This window comes from Achromobacter sp. SX5 (genome assembly GCF_056711425.1).
Map to the genome: position 1 here is coordinate 2,742,008 of NZ_CM160041.1, position 15,799 is coordinate 2,757,806.

Genomic DNA, 15,799 nt, shown 5'->3' on the forward strand with positions numbered 1-15,799 from the left:
TCGCCGTGACATTTAGATGAATATGAGCCGATTTTACTGTATGTATAAGATTCAGCTAAATCCGGGAAGGAATGGCGGCGGACGGGGTTAACCCGTAGCGCCGCGCGCGCGTAAGCTGTCATTTCCCTGTCCCCGATGTTCCCGGCCGCTAGGATAACAACCATATGTAACCAAATTGGAGCAAGATTAATCAAAACGCTTCAACTGGGCGTAAGGGTTGTTGCGCAAGTGGCGTGTGCTGAAAGGTTTGCGGAAATCATCCGGCGATTACAAGAATTTCCGGTGCATTTCTGTTGCAAACAGTAGTCTGGATGCGTGATTTTACGCAACCAGGATGACCGCGCAGCACGGCTGCGGGCGTCTAGGACGCGTCGTAGAGCGGAATGGGCGGGATGCGCTTGGCGGGGGTGGGAATGCGCCAGGACGCCCGGCGGCGCAGGGCGCCGAGCAGTTTCAGGCCTTGCGGCCAGTCGCCCAGGCCACTGTCGGCGTTGATGTGGCCGGCGCCGGAGAGGATGACGATGCGGCTGCCCCAGTCGCCGGCAAAGGCGCGGGCGCGGTCCAGGCTGCAATAGGGATCGTCGTCGCTGGCGACCACGACGCTCTGGTAGGGCAAGGGCTGGCGCGGCACGGGCGCGAAGCTGCGCAGGCACTCGGGCGCGTCGGCGCGTTCCACGTCGGCCGGCGCCACCAGCAGGGCGCCGGCGACCTTGGCGCGCAGCGGCACCGGCAGCGCGGCGCTGACCAGGCAGCCCAGGCTGTGAGCGACCAGCAGCACGGGGCTGCGGGCCCGATCCACTTCCGCGGCCAGCGTGGCGATCCATTGCGCGGCGACCGGGTTCTGCCAGTCGCACTGTTCAAGGCGGACCGCAAGCGGCAGGGACGCGGCCCAGCGCGATTGCCAATGGTCGGGTCCGGAGTTTTTCCAGCCCGGGACGATGATCGGTTGGAGTCTCATGGCGGCCATCATGCCGCGCCGCTTTAGTAACTCAAACGAATAAATCGTCTTTTGCATATACGGCGACGGGCATAAGGCTGCGAGCGCGGCGGCCGCCGCGGTTTACGCGCCGCCCTCGTCTAAAAGCGGGTCGCGCGCCCTGCAAACAGGGGTATTTTTCAGTGTATGCTTGCCGTGCTAATGCACCGTAACCGGGCGTGAACACGGAAACAACCGGCGTGCGCACGGGTGCGGAACTAACGATTACAAATCATTAGAGGAGTCCAACATGAAGCCAGTATTCCGTCTGACCCCGGTCATCGCCGCGCTGGGCGTCGCCGCGGGCATGGCGTTCGGCGCGGCCGCGCAGGCGCAAACCATCAAGATCGGCGTCGTCGGCCCCACCACCGGCGCGGTCACCCAGTATGGCGATATGGTCCGTGAGGGCGTCGATACGGCAATCGAGCGCATCAACGCCGCCGGCGGCGTGAACGGCAAGAAGCTGGAAACCGTGGTGATCGACGACGGCTGCGAGCCCAAGCAGGGCCCGGTCGCCGCCAACCGCGTGGTCAACAGCAAGATCGGCTTCGTCGTGGGCCACGTGTGCTCGGGCGCCACCATCGCCGCCGCCGACGTCTACAACAACGAGGGCGTGGTCATGGTGACCCCCTCGGCCACGTCGCCGGCCCTGACCGACGGCAAGAACTACGAGTTCATCTTCCGCACCATCGGGCGCGACGACCAGCAGGGTCCTGCGGCCGCCAAGTTCATCCTGGACAAGATCAAGCCCAAGAAGGTCGCGGTGCTGCACGACAAGCAATCGTACGGCCAGGGCATCGCCACCGCGGTCAAGAACGACCTGGAAAAGGGCGGCGTCACCGTGGCGTTCTTCGAAGGCATCAACGCTGGCGACAGCGACTACTCGGCCGTCATCACCAAGCTCAAGAGCCAGGGCGTGGACTTCGTCTACTACGGCGGCTACCACCCTGAAATGGGCCTGCTGCTGCGCCAGGCGGCCGAGCAGGGTGTGAAGGCCAAGTGGATGGGTCCGGAAGGCACGGGCAACCCGGACATCAACGCCATCGCCGGCGACGCGGTCGAAGGCATGCTGGTGACGCTGCCGGCCGACTTCACCCAGAACGCCGCCAACGCCGACATCGTCAAGGCCTTCCAGGCCAAGAAGCGCAACGCCGCGGGCGCCTTCCAGATGACGGCCTACACGGCCACCCAGGTCATCGCCGACGGCATCAAGGGCGCGGGCACGGACGATCCCACCAAGGTCGCCAAGTACCTGCACGCCAACTCCTTCGATACCCCGATCGGCAAGGTGTCGTGGAACAAGCAGGGCGACCTGACGAACTTCGAGTTCGACGTGTTCGTCTGGCACAAGGACGGCTCCAAGACCGTCTACAAGTAATCCCGGGCGGCCTGCCGCCCAGTGATGCCGACCGGGCCGTGAGCTAGACTTGCGGCCCGGTTTTTATTTCGCCATCGATTTCATCCTGCACACCCATGACCAAGGCTTTGCTCGTCGAAGACGATCCGAAACTCTCGCGCCTGATCGCCCAGTTCCTGGAGCAGCACGGCTTCAACGTCGCGCAGGCCTTTCGCGGCGACCAGGCGGTGGAGGCGTTTCGCCGCCACGATCCCGCCATCACCATCCTGGACCTGATGCTGCCGGGCCGCGACGGGCTGCAGGTCTGCCGCGACCTGCGCGCGTTTTCCTCGGCGCCGATCCTGATGCTGACGGCCCGCGAGGATGACCTGGACCAGATCCTGGGCCTGGAGTCGGGCGCCGACGACTACGTGATCAAGCCGGTCGAGCCGCGCGTGCTGCTGGCGCGGGTGCGGGCGCTGCTGCGGCGCCACGGCCAGGCCGACGAACCGCCCGAGCGCCTGGAGTTCGGCCCGCTGGCCATCGACCGGCGCAACCGCGCGGTGGTCCATGCCGGCGTGGAAGTCGATCTCACCACGATGGAGTTCGAGATGCTGTGGGCGCTGGCCAGCCAGGCCGGCCAGGTGCTCACGCGCGACGACTTGCTCAACGCGGTGCGCGGCATCGAGTTCAACGGGCTGGATCGCAGCGTGGACGTGTGCGTGAGCAAGCTGCGCCGCAAGCTCGACGACGATCCGCGCGATCCGGCGCGCATCAAGACGGTCTGGGGCAAGGGCTATCTGTTCTCGCCCAGGGCGCAAGAGGGCGACGATGCTTAGGTTCATCCTGCGGCTGTTCGTGGTGCTGGCCGTGGGGTTCGTGATTTCGAGCCAGGTGGTGGACCGCTCGGCCTCCTACCTTTTCGAGCCGCTGAGCGAAGGCTATACGCGCCAGGCCGTGCGCGGCCAGATGTACAGCCTGGTGCGCGAGCTGGGCCAGGTGCCCGCCGCCGACCGCGAGGCCTATGTGCGCGACCGGTTGGCGCCGCACTACGGTCTGGGGCTGAGGGTGGCGCCGGCCGCCAGCTTCGAGGCGAGCGAGGCCGAACGCAAACTCATCGCCGCGGGCAGCTTTTTCATCCGCGACGAGATGCAGACCTTCGTGGCGGCGCTGCCGGGGCCGGGCGATCAATGGCTGGAAATGAAGCTGCCGGCCGAGCCGCCGGTCGGGCCCTGGGTGCTGGTGGCGGTGTATTCGGCGCTGACGCTGCTGCTGGGCGCTTTCATGCTGGTGTGGGCGCTGCCCACCTGGCGCGACCTGGAGGCGCTGAAGACGGCGGCGCAGCGCATGGGGCAGGGCGACCTGCAGGCGCGCGCCCGGCTGTCGCGGCATTCCACCATACGGGGCCTGGGCGACACCTTCAATCAGATGTCCGAGCGGATCAGCGCGCTGGTCAGCAACCAGCGGGAACTGACCAACGCCGTCTCGCACGAACTGCGCACGCCGATCGCGCGGCTGTCGTTCGAGCTGGACATGATGGACCGCGAGGACGATCCCGAGGCGCGCCGGCGCCTGGTTGAGGAAATGAAGAGCGACGTGGCCGAGCTGGACAGCATGGCCTCGGAACTGCTGATGTACGCCCGGCTGGAGCACAAGGGCGACGGCGTCGCGCTGCAGCCGCAGGACGCGCGCGGCTGGCTCGAATCGGTGGTGCAGCACGCGGGTTTCGAGGCCGGCGTGGCGGGCGTGCGCTGCGAGGTGGCGCAGTGCCAGGTGCCCGAGGTGCATCTGCACCAGCGCTACATGACGCGCGCGCTCCTGAATCTGCTGCAGAACGCCATCCGGCACGCGGGCGGCCGGGTCCAGGTCAGCCTGCTGGGCGGTTCGGCGCGCGAGTACGTGCTGATGGTGGACGACGACGGCCCCGGCATCGCGCCGGCGGATCGCGAGCGCATTTTCGAACCCTTCATCCGCCTGGATGAAAGCCGCGATCGCGAAACCGGCGGCGTCGGCCTGGGGCTGGCGATCGTGAGCCGGGTGGCGCGCTGGCACAACGGCTCGGTGCGCGCCGAAGACAGCCCGCTGGGCGGGGCGCGCTTCGTCATCGCGTGGAAGGCGCTTTCCGCGCCGGGCCGCAGTACGTAAAGCAACTTCACAAACTCCCGCGACGATCTTCACAAACTCCATACAAAGCGGGAAAGATCGCGCGCAGGCGCATGGCTAGCATGACGGCACTTTCGTTCAGAGGAGCCGCCGTCCGCCATGTTTTGCCTGAGCCGCCTGCTTGCCGTCGCATCCCTGCTGGCCGTGATCGGCGGCTGCCAGGGCGTGCCGCCCGCCGCGCCCGCCGCCGTCGCGCCGGGCGACTACGCGGCGGTGATCGGCTACCTGGCCCAGCGCATCGCCTACGACATGGACGCGCAGAACGTGCCCGGCCTGTCCATCGCGCTGGTCGACGACCAGCGCGTGGTCTGGAGCACCGGCTTCGGCTATGCCGACGTGGCGCGGCACCGCAAGGCCAGCGGCGACACGCTGTACCGGGTCGGGGCCATCAGCAAGGTCGTCACCGCCGCCGGCGTACTGCGCGCCGCCGATGACGGCGCGCTGGGGCTGGACCGGCCGGCCTCGCAGGCGCTGCCGGACTGGGAGCTGCAGCCGCGCCGCAACGCCATGCAGTGGCTGGGCGCGCATCCCTTCACCGCGCGCGGCCTGATGGCGGTCCGTCCGGACGCGCCGGAAGACACCATGGGCCGGGCCCGCGCCGACATGGCCTACGCGCTGCTGGGCGACATGCTGGCGCAGGCGGCCGGCGAACCCTTCGACGCCTATATGCGCCGCGCCATCCTGCGGCCGGTGAACATGCCGCGCGCCGGCTTCGAGCCGGGGCCGCGCATGCTGCAGCTGCGCGCGGCGGGCTATCGGCGCGGCCACCCGTGGGCCGAGGCGCCGCAGGCCAATCCGCCGGCCGACGGACTGTGGCTCAGCACGACCGAGATGGCGCGTTTCTCCAGCATGTTGTTCGCCGGCGGCGCCCATGAGGGCAGGCGGGTGCTGAGCGCCGGCTCGGCGCACGCGGTGCTGGACCTGGAGACGGTGGCCAGCGGCATGGGCCTGGAATGCCGGCTGGCGCTGTCGTGGCTGGCCGCGCCCTGCGCGGACATGATGGACGAAGCGCCGCTGCGCATGCATCGCGGCGCGACCGAGGCCTTCCATTCCCGCTGGGTGCTGGCGCCGCGGGAGAAGCTGGCGGTCCTGGTCATGGGCAATTCCGACACCTGCGAGCCGCTGGTGGCTTCGATCTCCGCGGTGGCGATGGCGCTGATGCGCCAGGCCAGGCAGCGCGGCGACGCCGACTGAATCCTTTCCTCAACCTGTTTCCAGGAACCCTCCCATGAAGCGTATTCTTCGCTCGTCCGTGTCCGTGCGCCGCGTCGGCGCGGCCTGCCTGCTCTCGCTGGGCCCGGGCCTGTGCCTGGCCGCCGACGAGGTCGCCGTCAATTCGGTCTATGGCCAGCGCGGGGCCACTTCACGCGGCCTGACCGTGCCCGACGCGCAAGGGCCGGCCGGCGAATGGCTGTTCTACGGGACGCTGGGCGTGGGCTACGCGCCGCGCTACAGCGGCAGCGACGAAGGCTCGGCGGTGCCCATCGTCGGGCTGGGGGTGCGCGGGCCGCACGGCTTCTTCCTGGGCACCGATCACGGGCTGGGCTGGGAGACCGAGGCGCTGGACAGCACCTTCCGCTTCTACCTGGCGCCCAGCGCGTCGCGCAAGGACCGCAAGCATGGCTTCGAGGGGTCGGACAAGCTGCGCGGCATGGGCGAGATCAAAAGCCGCGCGCAGATCGGCATGGACGCCGAGACCACGCTGGGCCCGGTGACCCTGTCGGCGACGCTGGCGCACGCCTTCAAGAAGAGCGGCGACAGCGACGTGGGCAGCGCCTACACCATGCTGACCCTGGGCGCCGGCGCCACGGTCTACGAAGGCGCGGCCGGCCTGGTGTCGGTGGCGCTGTCGGGCACCTTCGGCGACGGCAACTACATGCGTACCTGGTATGGCGTCAGCGCGCGCCAGTCGGCCAATTCCGGCTATCGCCGCTACAGTCCCAAGGGCGGCCTGGAGAGCGTGGGCCTGGGCGCGACATGGACGCTGCCGCTGGACGAGTCATGGTCGTGGACGGTGGGGGCGGAGGCGCGGCGCCTGTTCGGCGACGCCGCCGACAGTCCCATCGTGCGCGAGCGCAACCAATACACCATCGGCACGATGGTGACCTACACGTATTGAGCAGGAGTAATGCCGGCCCCGCGCGGGGCCGGGGATGCATGTGCAGGCTTACAGGCCTTGCACGCGGCGGCCGGTATCGGGTTCGAACCAGTGCAGCGGGTGGCGGCCGTCCGAGCCCACGTTGACGCGGTTGCCGACCTTGGCCGACGATTCCGAAAGCTGGCGCGTGGTGCAGCGGACCACCAGCGTGGCCTTGCCGCAGCGGCAGTGCACCAGCTGCTCGGAGCCCAGCGTTTCCACCATTTCCACTTCGGCCGGCACGCCCTGCGTGTTCAGCAGCATGTGCTCGGGGCGCATGCCCAGGATCACCTTGCGGCCGCGCACCGGGGCGGGCACGTCCAGCGGCGAGATTTCCAGCGGGGTGCCGTCCACCGTCTCCATCGTGCCGTCTCCGGCTACGTTCACTTCCATCAGGTTCATCGGGGGCGAGCCGATGAAGCCGGCCACGAAGGTGGAGGCGGGCTTTTCGAACACTTCCATCGGCGTGCCGATCTGCTCGGGCACGCCCTGGTACATGACGATCATGCGATGGGCCAGGGTCATGGCCTCGACCTGGTCGTGCGTCACATACAGGCTGGTCGTGCCCAGGCGGCGGTGCAGCTTCATGATTTCCAGGCGCATCGCCACGCGCAGCTTGGCGTCCAGGTTCGACAGCGGTTCGTCGAACAGGAACACCTTGGGCTCGCGCACGATGGCGCGGCCCATGGCCACGCGCTGGCGCTGGCCGCCGGACAGCGCGCGCGGGCGGCGGTCCAGCAGGTGCGACAGCTCCAGGATCTGGGCGGCCGCGTCCACGCGCTTCTTGATCTCTTCCTTGGAGAACTTGCGGATCTTCAAGCCATAGGCCATGTTCTCGAACACGGTCATGTGCGGGTAGAGCGCGTAGTTCTGGAACACCATCGCGATGTCGCGTTCGGCCGGCTCCAGGTTGTTGACGACCTTGTCCTCGATGAGGATCTCGCCGCTGGTGACCGTCTCCAGGCCGGCGACCATGCGCATCAGGGTGGACTTGCCGCAGCCCGACGGGCCGACGATGACGATGAATTCACCGTCCTTGACGTCCATGTCGATGCCATGGATGACCGGCACATTGCCGGCATAGGTTTTCTTGACGTTGCGAAAGCTGAGAGTAGCCATGTGTTATTCGTATACGGAGTCGTGTTGGGGCGGCGAGGGCGGGAGAGCGGGGGTCACTTTTCAGTGTCGACCAGACCCTTGACGAACCATTTCTGCATCAGGATGACGACCAGCGCCGGCGGGATCATCGCCAGCATGGCGGTGGCCATGGTGATGTTCCATTCGGTCACGCTGTCGCCGCCGCTGATCATGCGCTTGATGCCGATGACGACGGGGTACATGTCTTCCTGCGTGGTCACCAGCAGCGGCCACAGGTACTGGTTCCAGCCGTAGATGAACTGGATCACGAAGAGGGCGGCGATGCTGGTCTTGGACAGCGGCAGCAGCACGTCGCGGAAAAAGCGGATGGGCCCGGCGCCGTCGATGCGCGCGGCCTCGATCAGCTCGTCCGGCACGGTCAGGAAGAACTGCCGGAACAGGAACGTGGCCGTGGCCGAGGCGATCAGCGGCAGCGTCAGGCCGGCGTAGCTGTTGAGCAGGCCAAGGTCGGCCACCACCTTGTACGTGGGCGCGATGCGCACTTCGACCGGCAGCATCAGCGTGACGAAGATCATCCAGAAAAAGAACATGCGGCCGGGGAAGCGGAAGTACACCACCGCGAAGGCCGACAGCAGCGAGATGGCGATCTTGCCGATGGAAATCGCCAGCGCCATGATCAGGCTGACGTACATCATGCGGCCCACGGGCGCGCCCGAAGAGCCGCCCGACGAGCCGCCGAACAGGGCCTGCATGTAATTGTCGACGAAATGCTTGCCGGGAATGAGCGACATCGGCGCGGAAGCCACTTCCTGCGCGGTCTGGGTGGACGCGACGAAAGTGACGTAGAGCGGAAATGCCACCATCGCCACGCCGCAGAGCAGAATGACGTGGGCCAGAATATCCAGCCAGGGACGGCGTTCAACCATTGTTATCAGCCTCGAAAATCAATACTGCACTTTGCGGTCGACGTAGCGGAACTGCACGACCGTCAAGGCAATCACAATGAACATCAGCACCACCGACTGGGCCGCGGACGAGCCGAGATCCAGGCCGCGGAAGCCGTCGCTGTACACCTTGTAGACCAGGATCGAGGTCGACGTGCCGGGACCGCCCTGCGTGGTCGTGTCGACGACGGCGAAGGTGTCGAAGAAGGCGTAGATGATGTTGACCACCAGCAGGAAGAAGGTGGTGGGCGACAGCAGCGGGAACACGATGCTCCAGAAGCGGCGCGCCGGGCTGGCGCCGTCGATCGCGGCGGCTTCGATGAGCGAGCGCGGAATCGACTGCAGGCCGGCCAGGAAGAACAGGAAGTTGTACGACACCTGCTTCCATACCGCGGCGATCAGCACCAGCAGCATGGCCTGGTTGCCGTCCAGGCGCGGGTTCCAGTCGACGCCGGCGTGGCGCAGCGCCACGGCCAGGATGCCGACGGAAGGCGAAAACAGGAACAGCCACAGCACGCCGACCACGGCGGGCGCCACGGCGTAGGGCCAGATCAGCAGCGTCTTGTAGAGACCGGCGCCGCGGATGACGCGGTCGGCCATGACGGCCAGCAGCAGCGACACGCCCAGGCCCACCACCGCCACGAGGATGGAGAACACCGCGGTGACGCGGAAGGAATCGAGGTACGCCTGTTGCGAGAACAGGTCGATGAAATTATCCAGCCCGACGAATTCGGAGGACAGGCCGAAGGCGTCTTCGAGCCGCATGGACTGCCACATGGCTTGTCCGGCGGGCAGGAAGAAGAAGACCACCGTAATGGCAATCTGCGGCAGGAGCAGCAGATAGGGCAGGGTCTTGTGCCCGAATACAACGCGTTTTTCCATAGGGGGAACCCAAGGTACACAAAAACGGCGGTTGGATTAACCGCCGCCTGAAACCGCCTTCATAAAATGCGACAGGCTTAAAGCCCCAGAAAAGCAGGGCCTTAAGCCTTGTACTGCGTGGTGCTGAATGACCCAAGTCCTTGTCACGGCATGGAAAATACCGATTGATAGAACCGGGCCGGCAATTCAGAGGGGCGTTACTTTACACTCTTCTCGAACTTTTCCAGCAGCTCGTTGCCGCGCTTGACGATGTTCTCCGCGCCGTCCTTGGCCGAGACCTTGCCCGACACGATGCGTTCGATTTCGGCGTCTTCGATCTCGCGGATCTGCGGCAGGAAGCCCAGGCGCAGGCCGCGCGACTGCGCGGTGGTCTCGACGTTGAGCTGCTTGACGCCGACTTCGGTGCCCGGGTTCTTGTCGTAGAAGCCTTCCTTCTTGGTCAGCTCGTAGGCGGCCTTGGTGACGGGCACGTAGCCGGTCTGCTGGTGCCAGCGGGCGGCGATTTCCGGGCTGGCCAGGAACTTGAAGAACGCGGTCACGCCCTTGTAGGTTTCCGGCTTCTTGTTGGCGAAGACCCACAGCGAGGCGCCGCCGATGATCGTGTTCTGCGGCGCGCCCTGCACGTCGGCGTAGTAGGGCAGGGTCGAGGTGCCGAATTCGAACTTGGCGTTCTTCGCGATGTTGGCGCGCAGGCCCGACGAGCCGGTGATCATGGCGCACTTGCCGCTGATGAAGAGCGAGTTCGGCTCGTCGCCGCGCCCGCCGTACATGAAGATGCCGTCCTTGGCCAGCTTGGCCAGGTTGTCCAGGTGGCGCACGTGCAGCGGGGTGTTGACCGCCAGGCGCGCGTCCAGGCCGCCGAAGCCGTTGTCCTTGGTGGCGTACGGCACGTTGTGCCAGGCCGAGAACGTCTCCAGCTGGACCCACGACGGCCACGAGGTGGTGTAGCCGCATTCCTGGCCGGCGGCCTTCAGCTTCTGGCCGGCGGCGGCCAGTTCTTCCCAGGTCTTGGGCGGATTGTCGGCGTCCAGGCCGGCCTTCTTGAAGGCGTCCTTGTTGTAGTAGAACACCACGGTCGAGCTGTTGAAGGGCATCGACACCAGCTTGCCGTCGGCCGACGAATAGTAGCCGGCCACGGCGCCGATGAATTCCTTCGGATCGATCGGGTTGCCGGCTTCCTCGGACATCTGCTGCACCGGCTTGATGGCGCCCTTGGCGTACATCATGGTGGCGGTGCCGACTTCGAACACCTGGAGGATGTCGGGCGCATTGCCGGCGCGGAACGCGGCGATGCCGGCGTTCATGGATTCACCGTAGTTGCCCTTGTAAACTGCCTTGACCTGGTAATCGGGGTTTTTCTTGTTGAACTCTTCGACAAGGCCGTTCACCCGGTCGCCCAGGGCGCCTTCCATCGAGTGCCAGAACTGGATCTCGGTGGCTGCCTGCGCCGAGGCGCCGGCAAAAGCCGTCATGATGGCGGCAAAAGTTAAGGCAATACGGTGGGATCGCATAGAGAGGTTCCTCCAGGTTGGGCGTGTTGCGACCGGGGTGTCCGGGCACGAAAAACACGACACCTTATGAATTGTTTGTGACAAAACCGTGACTTTCACATCACTCTAAACGCCTGTCAAATTGCGCGTTTTAGGCGCGAACGAACATTTTTCCTTTTTTCCCCTACGGGAACTACCGATTACAATCGCCGGCTATGAAAAACGAACTTTCGATTGCGTTCATTGGTGGCGGCAATATGGCGGCCGCCCTGGCATCTGGCCTGGCGGGCAAAGTATGCGCCGCCGACCGCATCCATGTCATTGACATAAACCAGGAGGCCCATGCCGCCTGGCAGGCCCGCGGCATGACCACCGCGACGGCCCCCGACGAGGCCCTCGCGCGCGCCCGCGTATGGGTTTTCGCTGTCAAGCCACAGAACATGAAAGACGTTGTGGCTTCCACGCGTCAGTGGTTGCGCGAAGACACTTTGGTGGTAAGCGTCGCGGCCGGCATCCGCGCCGACACGCTGGCCGGCTGGCTGGGCACGCCCGAGGCGCCGTTCAAGCGCCTGGTGCGCTGCATGCCCAACACGCCGGCCCTGGTGGGCGCGGGCATGACCGGGCTGGCCGCGCTCGACGGCGTCGGCCAGGCCGACCGCGAACTGGCGGCAGAACTGCTGTCCAGCGTGGGCGAGGTGGTCTGGGTCAAGGACGACGCCGCGCTCGATGGCGTGACGGCCCTGTCCGGCAGCGGCCCGGCCTACGTATTCCTGTTCCTGGAGGCGCTGGTCGCCGGCGGCCAGAAGGTCGGGCTGACGGCCGAGCAGGCAAAGCAGCTGGCCCTGGGCACGCTGGCCGGCGCCACGCGCCTGGCCGCCGAATCGTCCGAGCCGTTGTCCACGCTGCGCGAACGCGTCACGTCCAAGGGCGGCACCACCGCCGCCGCGCTCGACGCCTTCGGCGCCGCGGGCTTCGCCGGCATCGTGGAAGACGCCATGGCCGCGGCCGCGCGGCGCTCGCGCGAGCTGGCGCAGGAGTTCGGCAAATGAGCACGGCGGCGCGACGCTTCCCGGCCATGAGCCGCACGCAGTTCGGCATCGCCGTGCTGTGCATGCTGCTGGTGGTGGTGGGCTCGAACATCCTGGTCCAGGTGCCGCTCAACGACTGGCTGACCTGGGGCGGGCTGTCCTACCCGGTGGCGTTCCTGGTCACCGACCTGCTGAACCGCCGCTTCGGTCCCGCGGCCGCGCGCCGCGTGGCCTGGTGCGGCTTTGCCGCTGCGCTGATCGTATCGGTATGGGTGGCGTCGCCGCGCATCGCGCTGGCCTCGGGCCTGGCCTATATCTGCGCGCAGCTGGCCGACATCCAGGTCTTCGACCGCATGCGCGACCAGCGCTGGTGGCGCGCGCCGCTGGTCTCCGGCACGCTGGGCGCCATGCTCGACACCGCCGTGTTCTTCAGCGTCGCCTTCGCCGCCACCGGCGCGCCCTGGGTCACCTGGATGCTGGGCGACCTGGCGGTCAAGCTGGCGGTCAACGTCAGCATGCTGGCGCCGTTCCGCGCCCTGATGTGGAACCTGGCCAAACCGGCCAACGCCTGAAAGCCCACACCGGGGAACCGCAAGCCGCCCGCGAGGATGGGCACATGGCGAACGGCGGCACGCTCGCGCCACACCGCCGCGATCCTCAATTCGCCTGCGCTCCCGATTGCCGGATCAGGTTGGACCATTTATCCAGTTCGTCCTGGCCGAATTTGTCGATGCCGCTCATGGCCACGTCGCTTTTCTCCAGGCCCTGGGCTTCGAGCTTGGCGACGATGTCCGGGCTGGACAGCGCCGCGGCGGCGGAGTCGCGCAGGGTTTGCAGGACGGGAGCGGGCGTGGCGGCGGGGGCGTACAGCATGAACCAGGCCTGCAGGTCGAATTCGCCGCCCAGCTGTTCGGCGATGGTGGGCACGTCCGGCGCGGAGGCGCTGCGGCGCATGACGGAGGTGCCGAGCGCGCGCATCTTGCCGGACTTGATGTGCGGCAGCACGGCCAGCGGGTGGTAGAACATGAACTGGGTCTGGCCGGACATGACGTCGGTCAGGGCTTGGCTGCCTTCTTTGTAGGGGATGTGCACCATGGTGCCGCCCAGGCGCGACTTGAGCAGTTCGCCGGCCAGGTGGCCGGAGGTGCCGGTGCCGGCGGAGGCGAAGCTGATGCCGCCGGGTTTGGCGGCGGCGGCCGCCAGGTCCTGGAGGCTGCGCACCGGCGAGCCGGCGCCGACCACCAGCAGGGTCGGGGTGTAGCCGACCAGCGCGACCGGCTTGAAGTCGCGCAAGGGGTCGTAGCCGAGCTTGGGATAGAGGGCTTTGTTGATGGCGTGCGTGCCGACCGTGCCCATGACCAGGGTGTAGCCGTCGGCCGGGGCGCGGGCGACGAGTTCGGTGCCGATGGAGCCGCCGGCGCCGGCGCGGTTTTCGATGATGACGGGTTGTCCCAGCGATTTGGACATGGCGTCGGCCAGCATGCGGGACACGGTGTCGGTGGTGGTGCCGGGGCCGAACGGGACGATCATTTTTATCGGGCGTTCGGGGAAGGCGGCGGCGCGCGCCGGCTGTGGGACGAGACCCAGCGCGCAGGCGCCCAGGGCCAGCGCCGCAAGGGCGCGGCGCATGGGGTTGGGGCGGACGGGCCGCGGGCGGGCGGTGGTCGGTTGCATGATGTTTGTCTCCTGTGTGTTTTTAGCGCCGTATATGGTGGGCGTCATGCTGCGGGGTGTTCCGGCACCTCGCCGTCGTATTGCAGTTCGCGGGTGGCCTGGTAAGAGAGGGCGAAGCCCGAGGGCTGCTGGAGTTCTTCGTTGAGGTGGGCGATGAGGCCGGCGGTCCGGGCCAGCAGCGGCACGCCACGCAGGGCCTGCAGCGGAAACCCGGCGCCCAGCAGCACCGCCGGGATGGCGGCGGAGACGTTGAGCTTGAGGGCCTTGCCCAGCACTTCGGGGATCTGGCGTTCGACGGCTTCGGCGATTTCGACGTAGGTCTGGTCCGAGCCGCAGTCGCGCGCCACCTCGAACAGCCGCGCCACGCGGGGGTCGCGGGTCTTGTGCAGGGGATGGCCGTAGCCGGGGATGGGCCTGCCTTCGGCGCGGTAGCGCTTGAGCATGTCGAGCGCCGCGGCGTCCAGGTCGATCTGTTTCTGTTCGGCGCAGTCCTTGATTTCGGCCAACAGCCGGCCGGCGGTTTCCGAGGCGCCGAGGATGACCGAGCCGCAGCCCAGCAGGCCGGCGGCGACCGCGCCCTGCATGGCGTCGGGCGCGGCGGCCAGCGTCATGCGGGCGGCCTGCACGCTGGGCACGAAGCCGTGTTCGGCGATGGCGACGAGGGTGGCGTCCAGCACGGCGGTGGCCGCGGCGTCGGGGCGGCGGCCGGTGACCAGCAGATGGAAGTAGTCGGTGAAGGAGATGCGGCCGATCAGGTCTTTGCACAGGTCTTCGCCGCGCACCACGATGGTGTGTTCGTCGGAGGTGCAGATGGCGGTGCGGGGGATGGTGCTTTTGCCGATTTTCATGACGGGTCCTGGGGGGTAGTGGGGTTGCGGCTGGCCAACGCGGCGCGGATCTGGGAGTTGTGTTCGCCCAGCAGGGGCGGGGGCGTCACGTCGCAGGCGCGTTGGCCGTCGAAGCTGACGGGCGAGCGCACGGTGCGCCAGGGGCCCAGCGTGGGATGCGTGCCTTCGATTTCGAGTTGCAGGTGGCGCGCCTGCGGGTCTTGCAGGGCTTCGGCCGTGTCGTACATGGGGGCGTGCGGCACGTCCGCTTCGGTCAGGCGGCGGCACCATTGTTCGCGGGTACGGCCGGCGAACACGCCGTCGAGCACGGCGATCAGCGCCGCATGGTTGGCGATGCGGCCTTCGCGCGTGGCGAAGCGCGGGTCTTGCAGGATGTCGGGGCGTTCCATGGCGTCGGCCAGGCCGCGCCAGAATTTCTCGGGCGATGACATGTGCAGGGCCAGCTTCTTGCCGTCGGCGCAGGTCAGGGCGTAGGACTGCGAGACGCTGGGCCGGCTGTAGGGGCCCATGACTTCGTTCTCGGCGAAGTAATGGGTATAGGCGTCCAGGTTGAAATGGCACATGGCCTCCAGCATGGAGACCTCGACGCTGCGGCCCGCGCCGGTGCGCGCGCGTTCGACCAGGGCGCCGAGAATGCCGTAGGCGGCGTAGAAGCCGGTGAGCGAGTCGGCGATGGCCGGCCCCACGACGCGGGGATGTTCCGGATTCACCAGCAGGTTGAGGAATCCGCTGGCGGCCTGGGCCACGGTGTCGTAGGCCGGGCGTCCGGCCGCCGGGCCGGTCTGGCCGAAGCCGCTGATCGCGCAATAGACCAGGCGCGGGTTGATGGCGCGCAGCCGCGCCTCGCCGGCGCCCAGGCGCTCGGCGGCCCCGGGGCGGAAATTCTGGATATAGACGTCGGCCTCGCGGATCAGTTCGTCGAATACGCGCGCGTCCTCGGGGTTCTTGGCGTCGAGTTCGATGCTGCGCTTGTTGCGGTTGTAGGTCTGGTAGTGCGGGCTGTACAGCCCGCCCTTGAAGGCGCGGAACGGGTCGCCCGTGCCCGGCTGCTCGACCTTGATGACGTTCGCGCCCAGGTCGGCCAGCAGCATTGCGGCCGCGGGGCCGGTAATGAAGGTTCCCTGTTCGATGACGGTGATGCCATCCAATACCTTGGACATGAGTGTTCCTCTTGCGGATTGCTGCGAACCGCAAGACTATCGGCCGCCGAGAAAAGATGAAAA

At 67.1% G+C, this 15,799-nt stretch carries 15 protein-coding genes; 7 read left to right on the forward strand and 8 right to left on the reverse strand.

The window, feature by feature from the left end:
- Window positions 1–361: 361 nt before the first annotated feature.
- Window positions 362–958 (reverse strand): RBBP9/YdeN family alpha/beta hydrolase, encoded by a 597-nt coding sequence (locus tag AC1M14_RS12975; protein WP_102771834.1) that lies wholly within the window; start codon window positions 956–958, stop codon window positions 362–364.
- A gap of 268 nt (window positions 959–1,226) precedes the next feature.
- On the opposite strand from AC1M14_RS12975, the gene AC1M14_RS12980 reads away from it, so the two are divergent.
- The 5 genes from AC1M14_RS12980 to AC1M14_RS13000 all read left to right on the forward strand — a co-directional run bounded on the left by AC1M14_RS12980 (window position 1,227) and on the right by AC1M14_RS13000 (window position 6,594).
- A complete protein-coding gene (locus AC1M14_RS12980) occupies window positions 1,227–2,354 on the forward strand; it encodes a branched-chain amino acid ABC transporter substrate-binding protein (protein ID WP_111825079.1) in 1,128 nt (375 codons plus the stop codon).
- Between the two features lie 95 nt (window positions 2,355–2,449).
- The gene (locus AC1M14_RS12985) at window positions 2,450–3,151 is read left to right on the forward strand and encodes a response regulator (RefSeq protein WP_102771280.1); all 702 of its coding nucleotides are present in this window, start codon (window positions 2,450–2,452) and stop codon (window positions 3,149–3,151) included.
- Window positions 3,144–4,457, forward strand: coding sequence for an ATP-binding protein (locus tag AC1M14_RS12990; RefSeq protein ID WP_102771279.1), 1,314 nt, complete (start codon window positions 3,144–3,146; stop codon window positions 4,455–4,457). Before AC1M14_RS12985 ends, AC1M14_RS12990 begins: the two co-directional genes overlap by 8 nt.
- A gap of 117 nt (window positions 4,458–4,574) precedes the next feature.
- On the forward strand, window positions 4,575–5,669 hold the full coding sequence (locus AC1M14_RS12995) for a serine hydrolase domain-containing protein (RefSeq protein ID WP_479731742.1): 1,095 nt from the start codon (window positions 4,575–4,577) through the stop codon (window positions 5,667–5,669).
- 34 nt (window positions 5,670–5,703) lie between these two features.
- Window positions 5,704–6,594 carry a MipA/OmpV family protein gene (locus AC1M14_RS13000; RefSeq protein ID WP_479731743.1) on the forward strand — a complete coding sequence of 297 codons (891 nt, stop codon included), beginning with the start codon at window positions 5,704–5,706 and terminating at the stop codon, window positions 6,592–6,594.
- A 48-nt stretch (window positions 6,595–6,642) separates the two neighbouring features.
- Here AC1M14_RS13000 and AC1M14_RS13005 read toward each other — a convergent pair whose 3' ends face one another.
- The 4 genes from AC1M14_RS13005 to ugpB form a co-directional block, all read right to left on the reverse strand.
- Window positions 6,643–7,731, reverse strand: coding sequence for a sn-glycerol-3-phosphate import ATP-binding protein UgpC (locus tag AC1M14_RS13005; protein ID WP_102771276.1), 1,089 nt, complete (start codon window positions 7,729–7,731; stop codon window positions 6,643–6,645).
- 53 nt (window positions 7,732–7,784) lie between these two features.
- Complete coding sequence (ugpE, locus tag AC1M14_RS13010) at window positions 7,785–8,636, reverse strand: sn-glycerol-3-phosphate ABC transporter permease UgpE (RefSeq protein ID WP_102771275.1); 852 nt, start codon at window positions 8,634–8,636, stop codon at window positions 7,785–7,787.
- A gap of 18 nt (window positions 8,637–8,654) precedes the next feature.
- Window positions 8,655–9,536, reverse strand: coding sequence for a sn-glycerol-3-phosphate ABC transporter permease UgpA (ugpA, locus tag AC1M14_RS13015; protein WP_102771274.1), 882 nt, complete (start codon window positions 9,534–9,536; stop codon window positions 8,655–8,657).
- A gap of 197 nt (window positions 9,537–9,733) precedes the next feature.
- Window positions 9,734–11,047, reverse strand: a complete 1,314-nt coding sequence (gene ugpB, locus AC1M14_RS13020; protein WP_102771273.1) for a sn-glycerol-3-phosphate ABC transporter substrate-binding protein UgpB — start codon at window positions 11,045–11,047, stop codon at window positions 9,734–9,736.
- A gap of 194 nt (window positions 11,048–11,241) precedes the next feature.
- Between ugpB and proC the strand changes: the two genes are divergently transcribed.
- Together proC and AC1M14_RS13030 are read left to right on the forward strand one after the other, a co-directional pair.
- A complete protein-coding gene (gene proC / locus AC1M14_RS13025) occupies window positions 11,242–12,075 on the forward strand; it encodes a pyrroline-5-carboxylate reductase (protein WP_479731744.1) in 834 nt (277 codons plus the stop codon).
- Window positions 12,072–12,626 carry a queuosine precursor transporter gene (locus AC1M14_RS13030; RefSeq protein WP_102771271.1) on the forward strand — a complete coding sequence of 185 codons (555 nt, stop codon included), beginning with the start codon at window positions 12,072–12,074 and terminating at the stop codon, window positions 12,624–12,626. Before proC ends, AC1M14_RS13030 begins: the two co-directional genes overlap by 4 nt.
- Window positions 12,627–12,711: 85 nt before the next feature.
- Here the strand turns inward: AC1M14_RS13030 and AC1M14_RS13035 are convergent, their stop codons facing one another.
- Genes AC1M14_RS13035 through AC1M14_RS13045 form a run of 3 tightly spaced genes read right to left on the reverse strand, consistent with a single transcriptional unit; the run spans window position 12,712 to window position 15,736 of the window.
- A complete protein-coding gene (locus tag AC1M14_RS13035) occupies window positions 12,712–13,728 on the reverse strand; it encodes a Bug family tripartite tricarboxylate transporter substrate binding protein (protein ID WP_479731745.1) in 1,017 nt (338 codons plus the stop codon).
- Window positions 13,729–13,772: 44 nt separating this feature from the next.
- Window positions 13,773–14,576 carry a citryl-CoA lyase gene (locus AC1M14_RS13040; RefSeq protein ID WP_479731746.1) on the reverse strand — a complete coding sequence of 268 codons (804 nt, stop codon included), beginning with the start codon at window positions 14,574–14,576 and terminating at the stop codon, window positions 13,773–13,775.
- Complete coding sequence (locus AC1M14_RS13045) at window positions 14,573–15,736, reverse strand: CaiB/BaiF CoA transferase family protein (RefSeq protein WP_479731747.1); 1,164 nt, start codon at window positions 15,734–15,736, stop codon at window positions 14,573–14,575. The genes AC1M14_RS13040 and AC1M14_RS13045 overlap by 4 nt, the downstream gene beginning before the upstream one ends.
- Window positions 15,737–15,799 lie beyond the last annotated feature (63 nt).

Excerpts from the sequence above, each read along its gene's own strand:
- AC1M14_RS13030 (WP_102771271.1), top strand. The coding sequence starts at position 12,072 with ATGAGCACGGCGGCGCGACGCTTCCCGGCCATGAGCCGCACGCAGTTC.
- AC1M14_RS13035 (WP_479731745.1), bottom strand. The coding sequence starts at position 13,728 with ATGCAACCGACCACCGCCCGCCCGCGGCCCGTCCGCCCCAACCCCATG.
- AC1M14_RS12990 (WP_102771279.1), top strand. The coding sequence starts at position 3,144 with ATGCTTAGGTTCATCCTGCGGCTGTTCGTGGTGCTGGCCGTGGGGTTC.
- ugpE (WP_102771275.1), bottom strand. The coding sequence starts at position 8,636 with ATGGTTGAACGCCGTCCCTGGCTGGATATTCTGGCCCACGTCATTCTG.
- AC1M14_RS12980 (WP_111825079.1), top strand. The coding sequence starts at position 1,227 with ATGAAGCCAGTATTCCGTCTGACCCCGGTCATCGCCGCGCTGGGCGTC.
- AC1M14_RS13040 (WP_479731746.1), bottom strand. The coding sequence starts at position 14,576 with ATGAAAATCGGCAAAAGCACCATCCCCCGCACCGCCATCTGCACCTCC.
- ugpA (WP_102771274.1), bottom strand. The coding sequence starts at position 9,536 with ATGGAAAAACGCGTTGTATTCGGGCACAAGACCCTGCCCTATCTGCTG.
- ugpB (WP_102771273.1), bottom strand. The coding sequence starts at position 11,047 with ATGCGATCCCACCGTATTGCCTTAACTTTTGCCGCCATCATGACGGCT.
- AC1M14_RS13005 (WP_102771276.1), bottom strand. The coding sequence starts at position 7,731 with ATGGCTACTCTCAGCTTTCGCAACGTCAAGAAAACCTATGCCGGCAAT.
- AC1M14_RS13000 (WP_479731743.1), top strand. The coding sequence starts at position 5,704 with ATGAAGCGTATTCTTCGCTCGTCCGTGTCCGTGCGCCGCGTCGGCGCG.
- AC1M14_RS12995 (WP_479731742.1), top strand. The coding sequence starts at position 4,575 with ATGTTTTGCCTGAGCCGCCTGCTTGCCGTCGCATCCCTGCTGGCCGTG.
- AC1M14_RS12985 (WP_102771280.1), top strand. The coding sequence starts at position 2,450 with ATGACCAAGGCTTTGCTCGTCGAAGACGATCCGAAACTCTCGCGCCTG.
- proC (WP_479731744.1), top strand. The coding sequence starts at position 11,242 with ATGAAAAACGAACTTTCGATTGCGTTCATTGGTGGCGGCAATATGGCG.
- AC1M14_RS13045 (WP_479731747.1), bottom strand. The coding sequence starts at position 15,736 with ATGTCCAAGGTATTGGATGGCATCACCGTCATCGAACAGGGAACCTTC.
- AC1M14_RS12975 (WP_102771834.1), bottom strand. The coding sequence starts at position 958 with ATGAGACTCCAACCGATCATCGTCCCGGGCTGGAAAAACTCCGGACCC.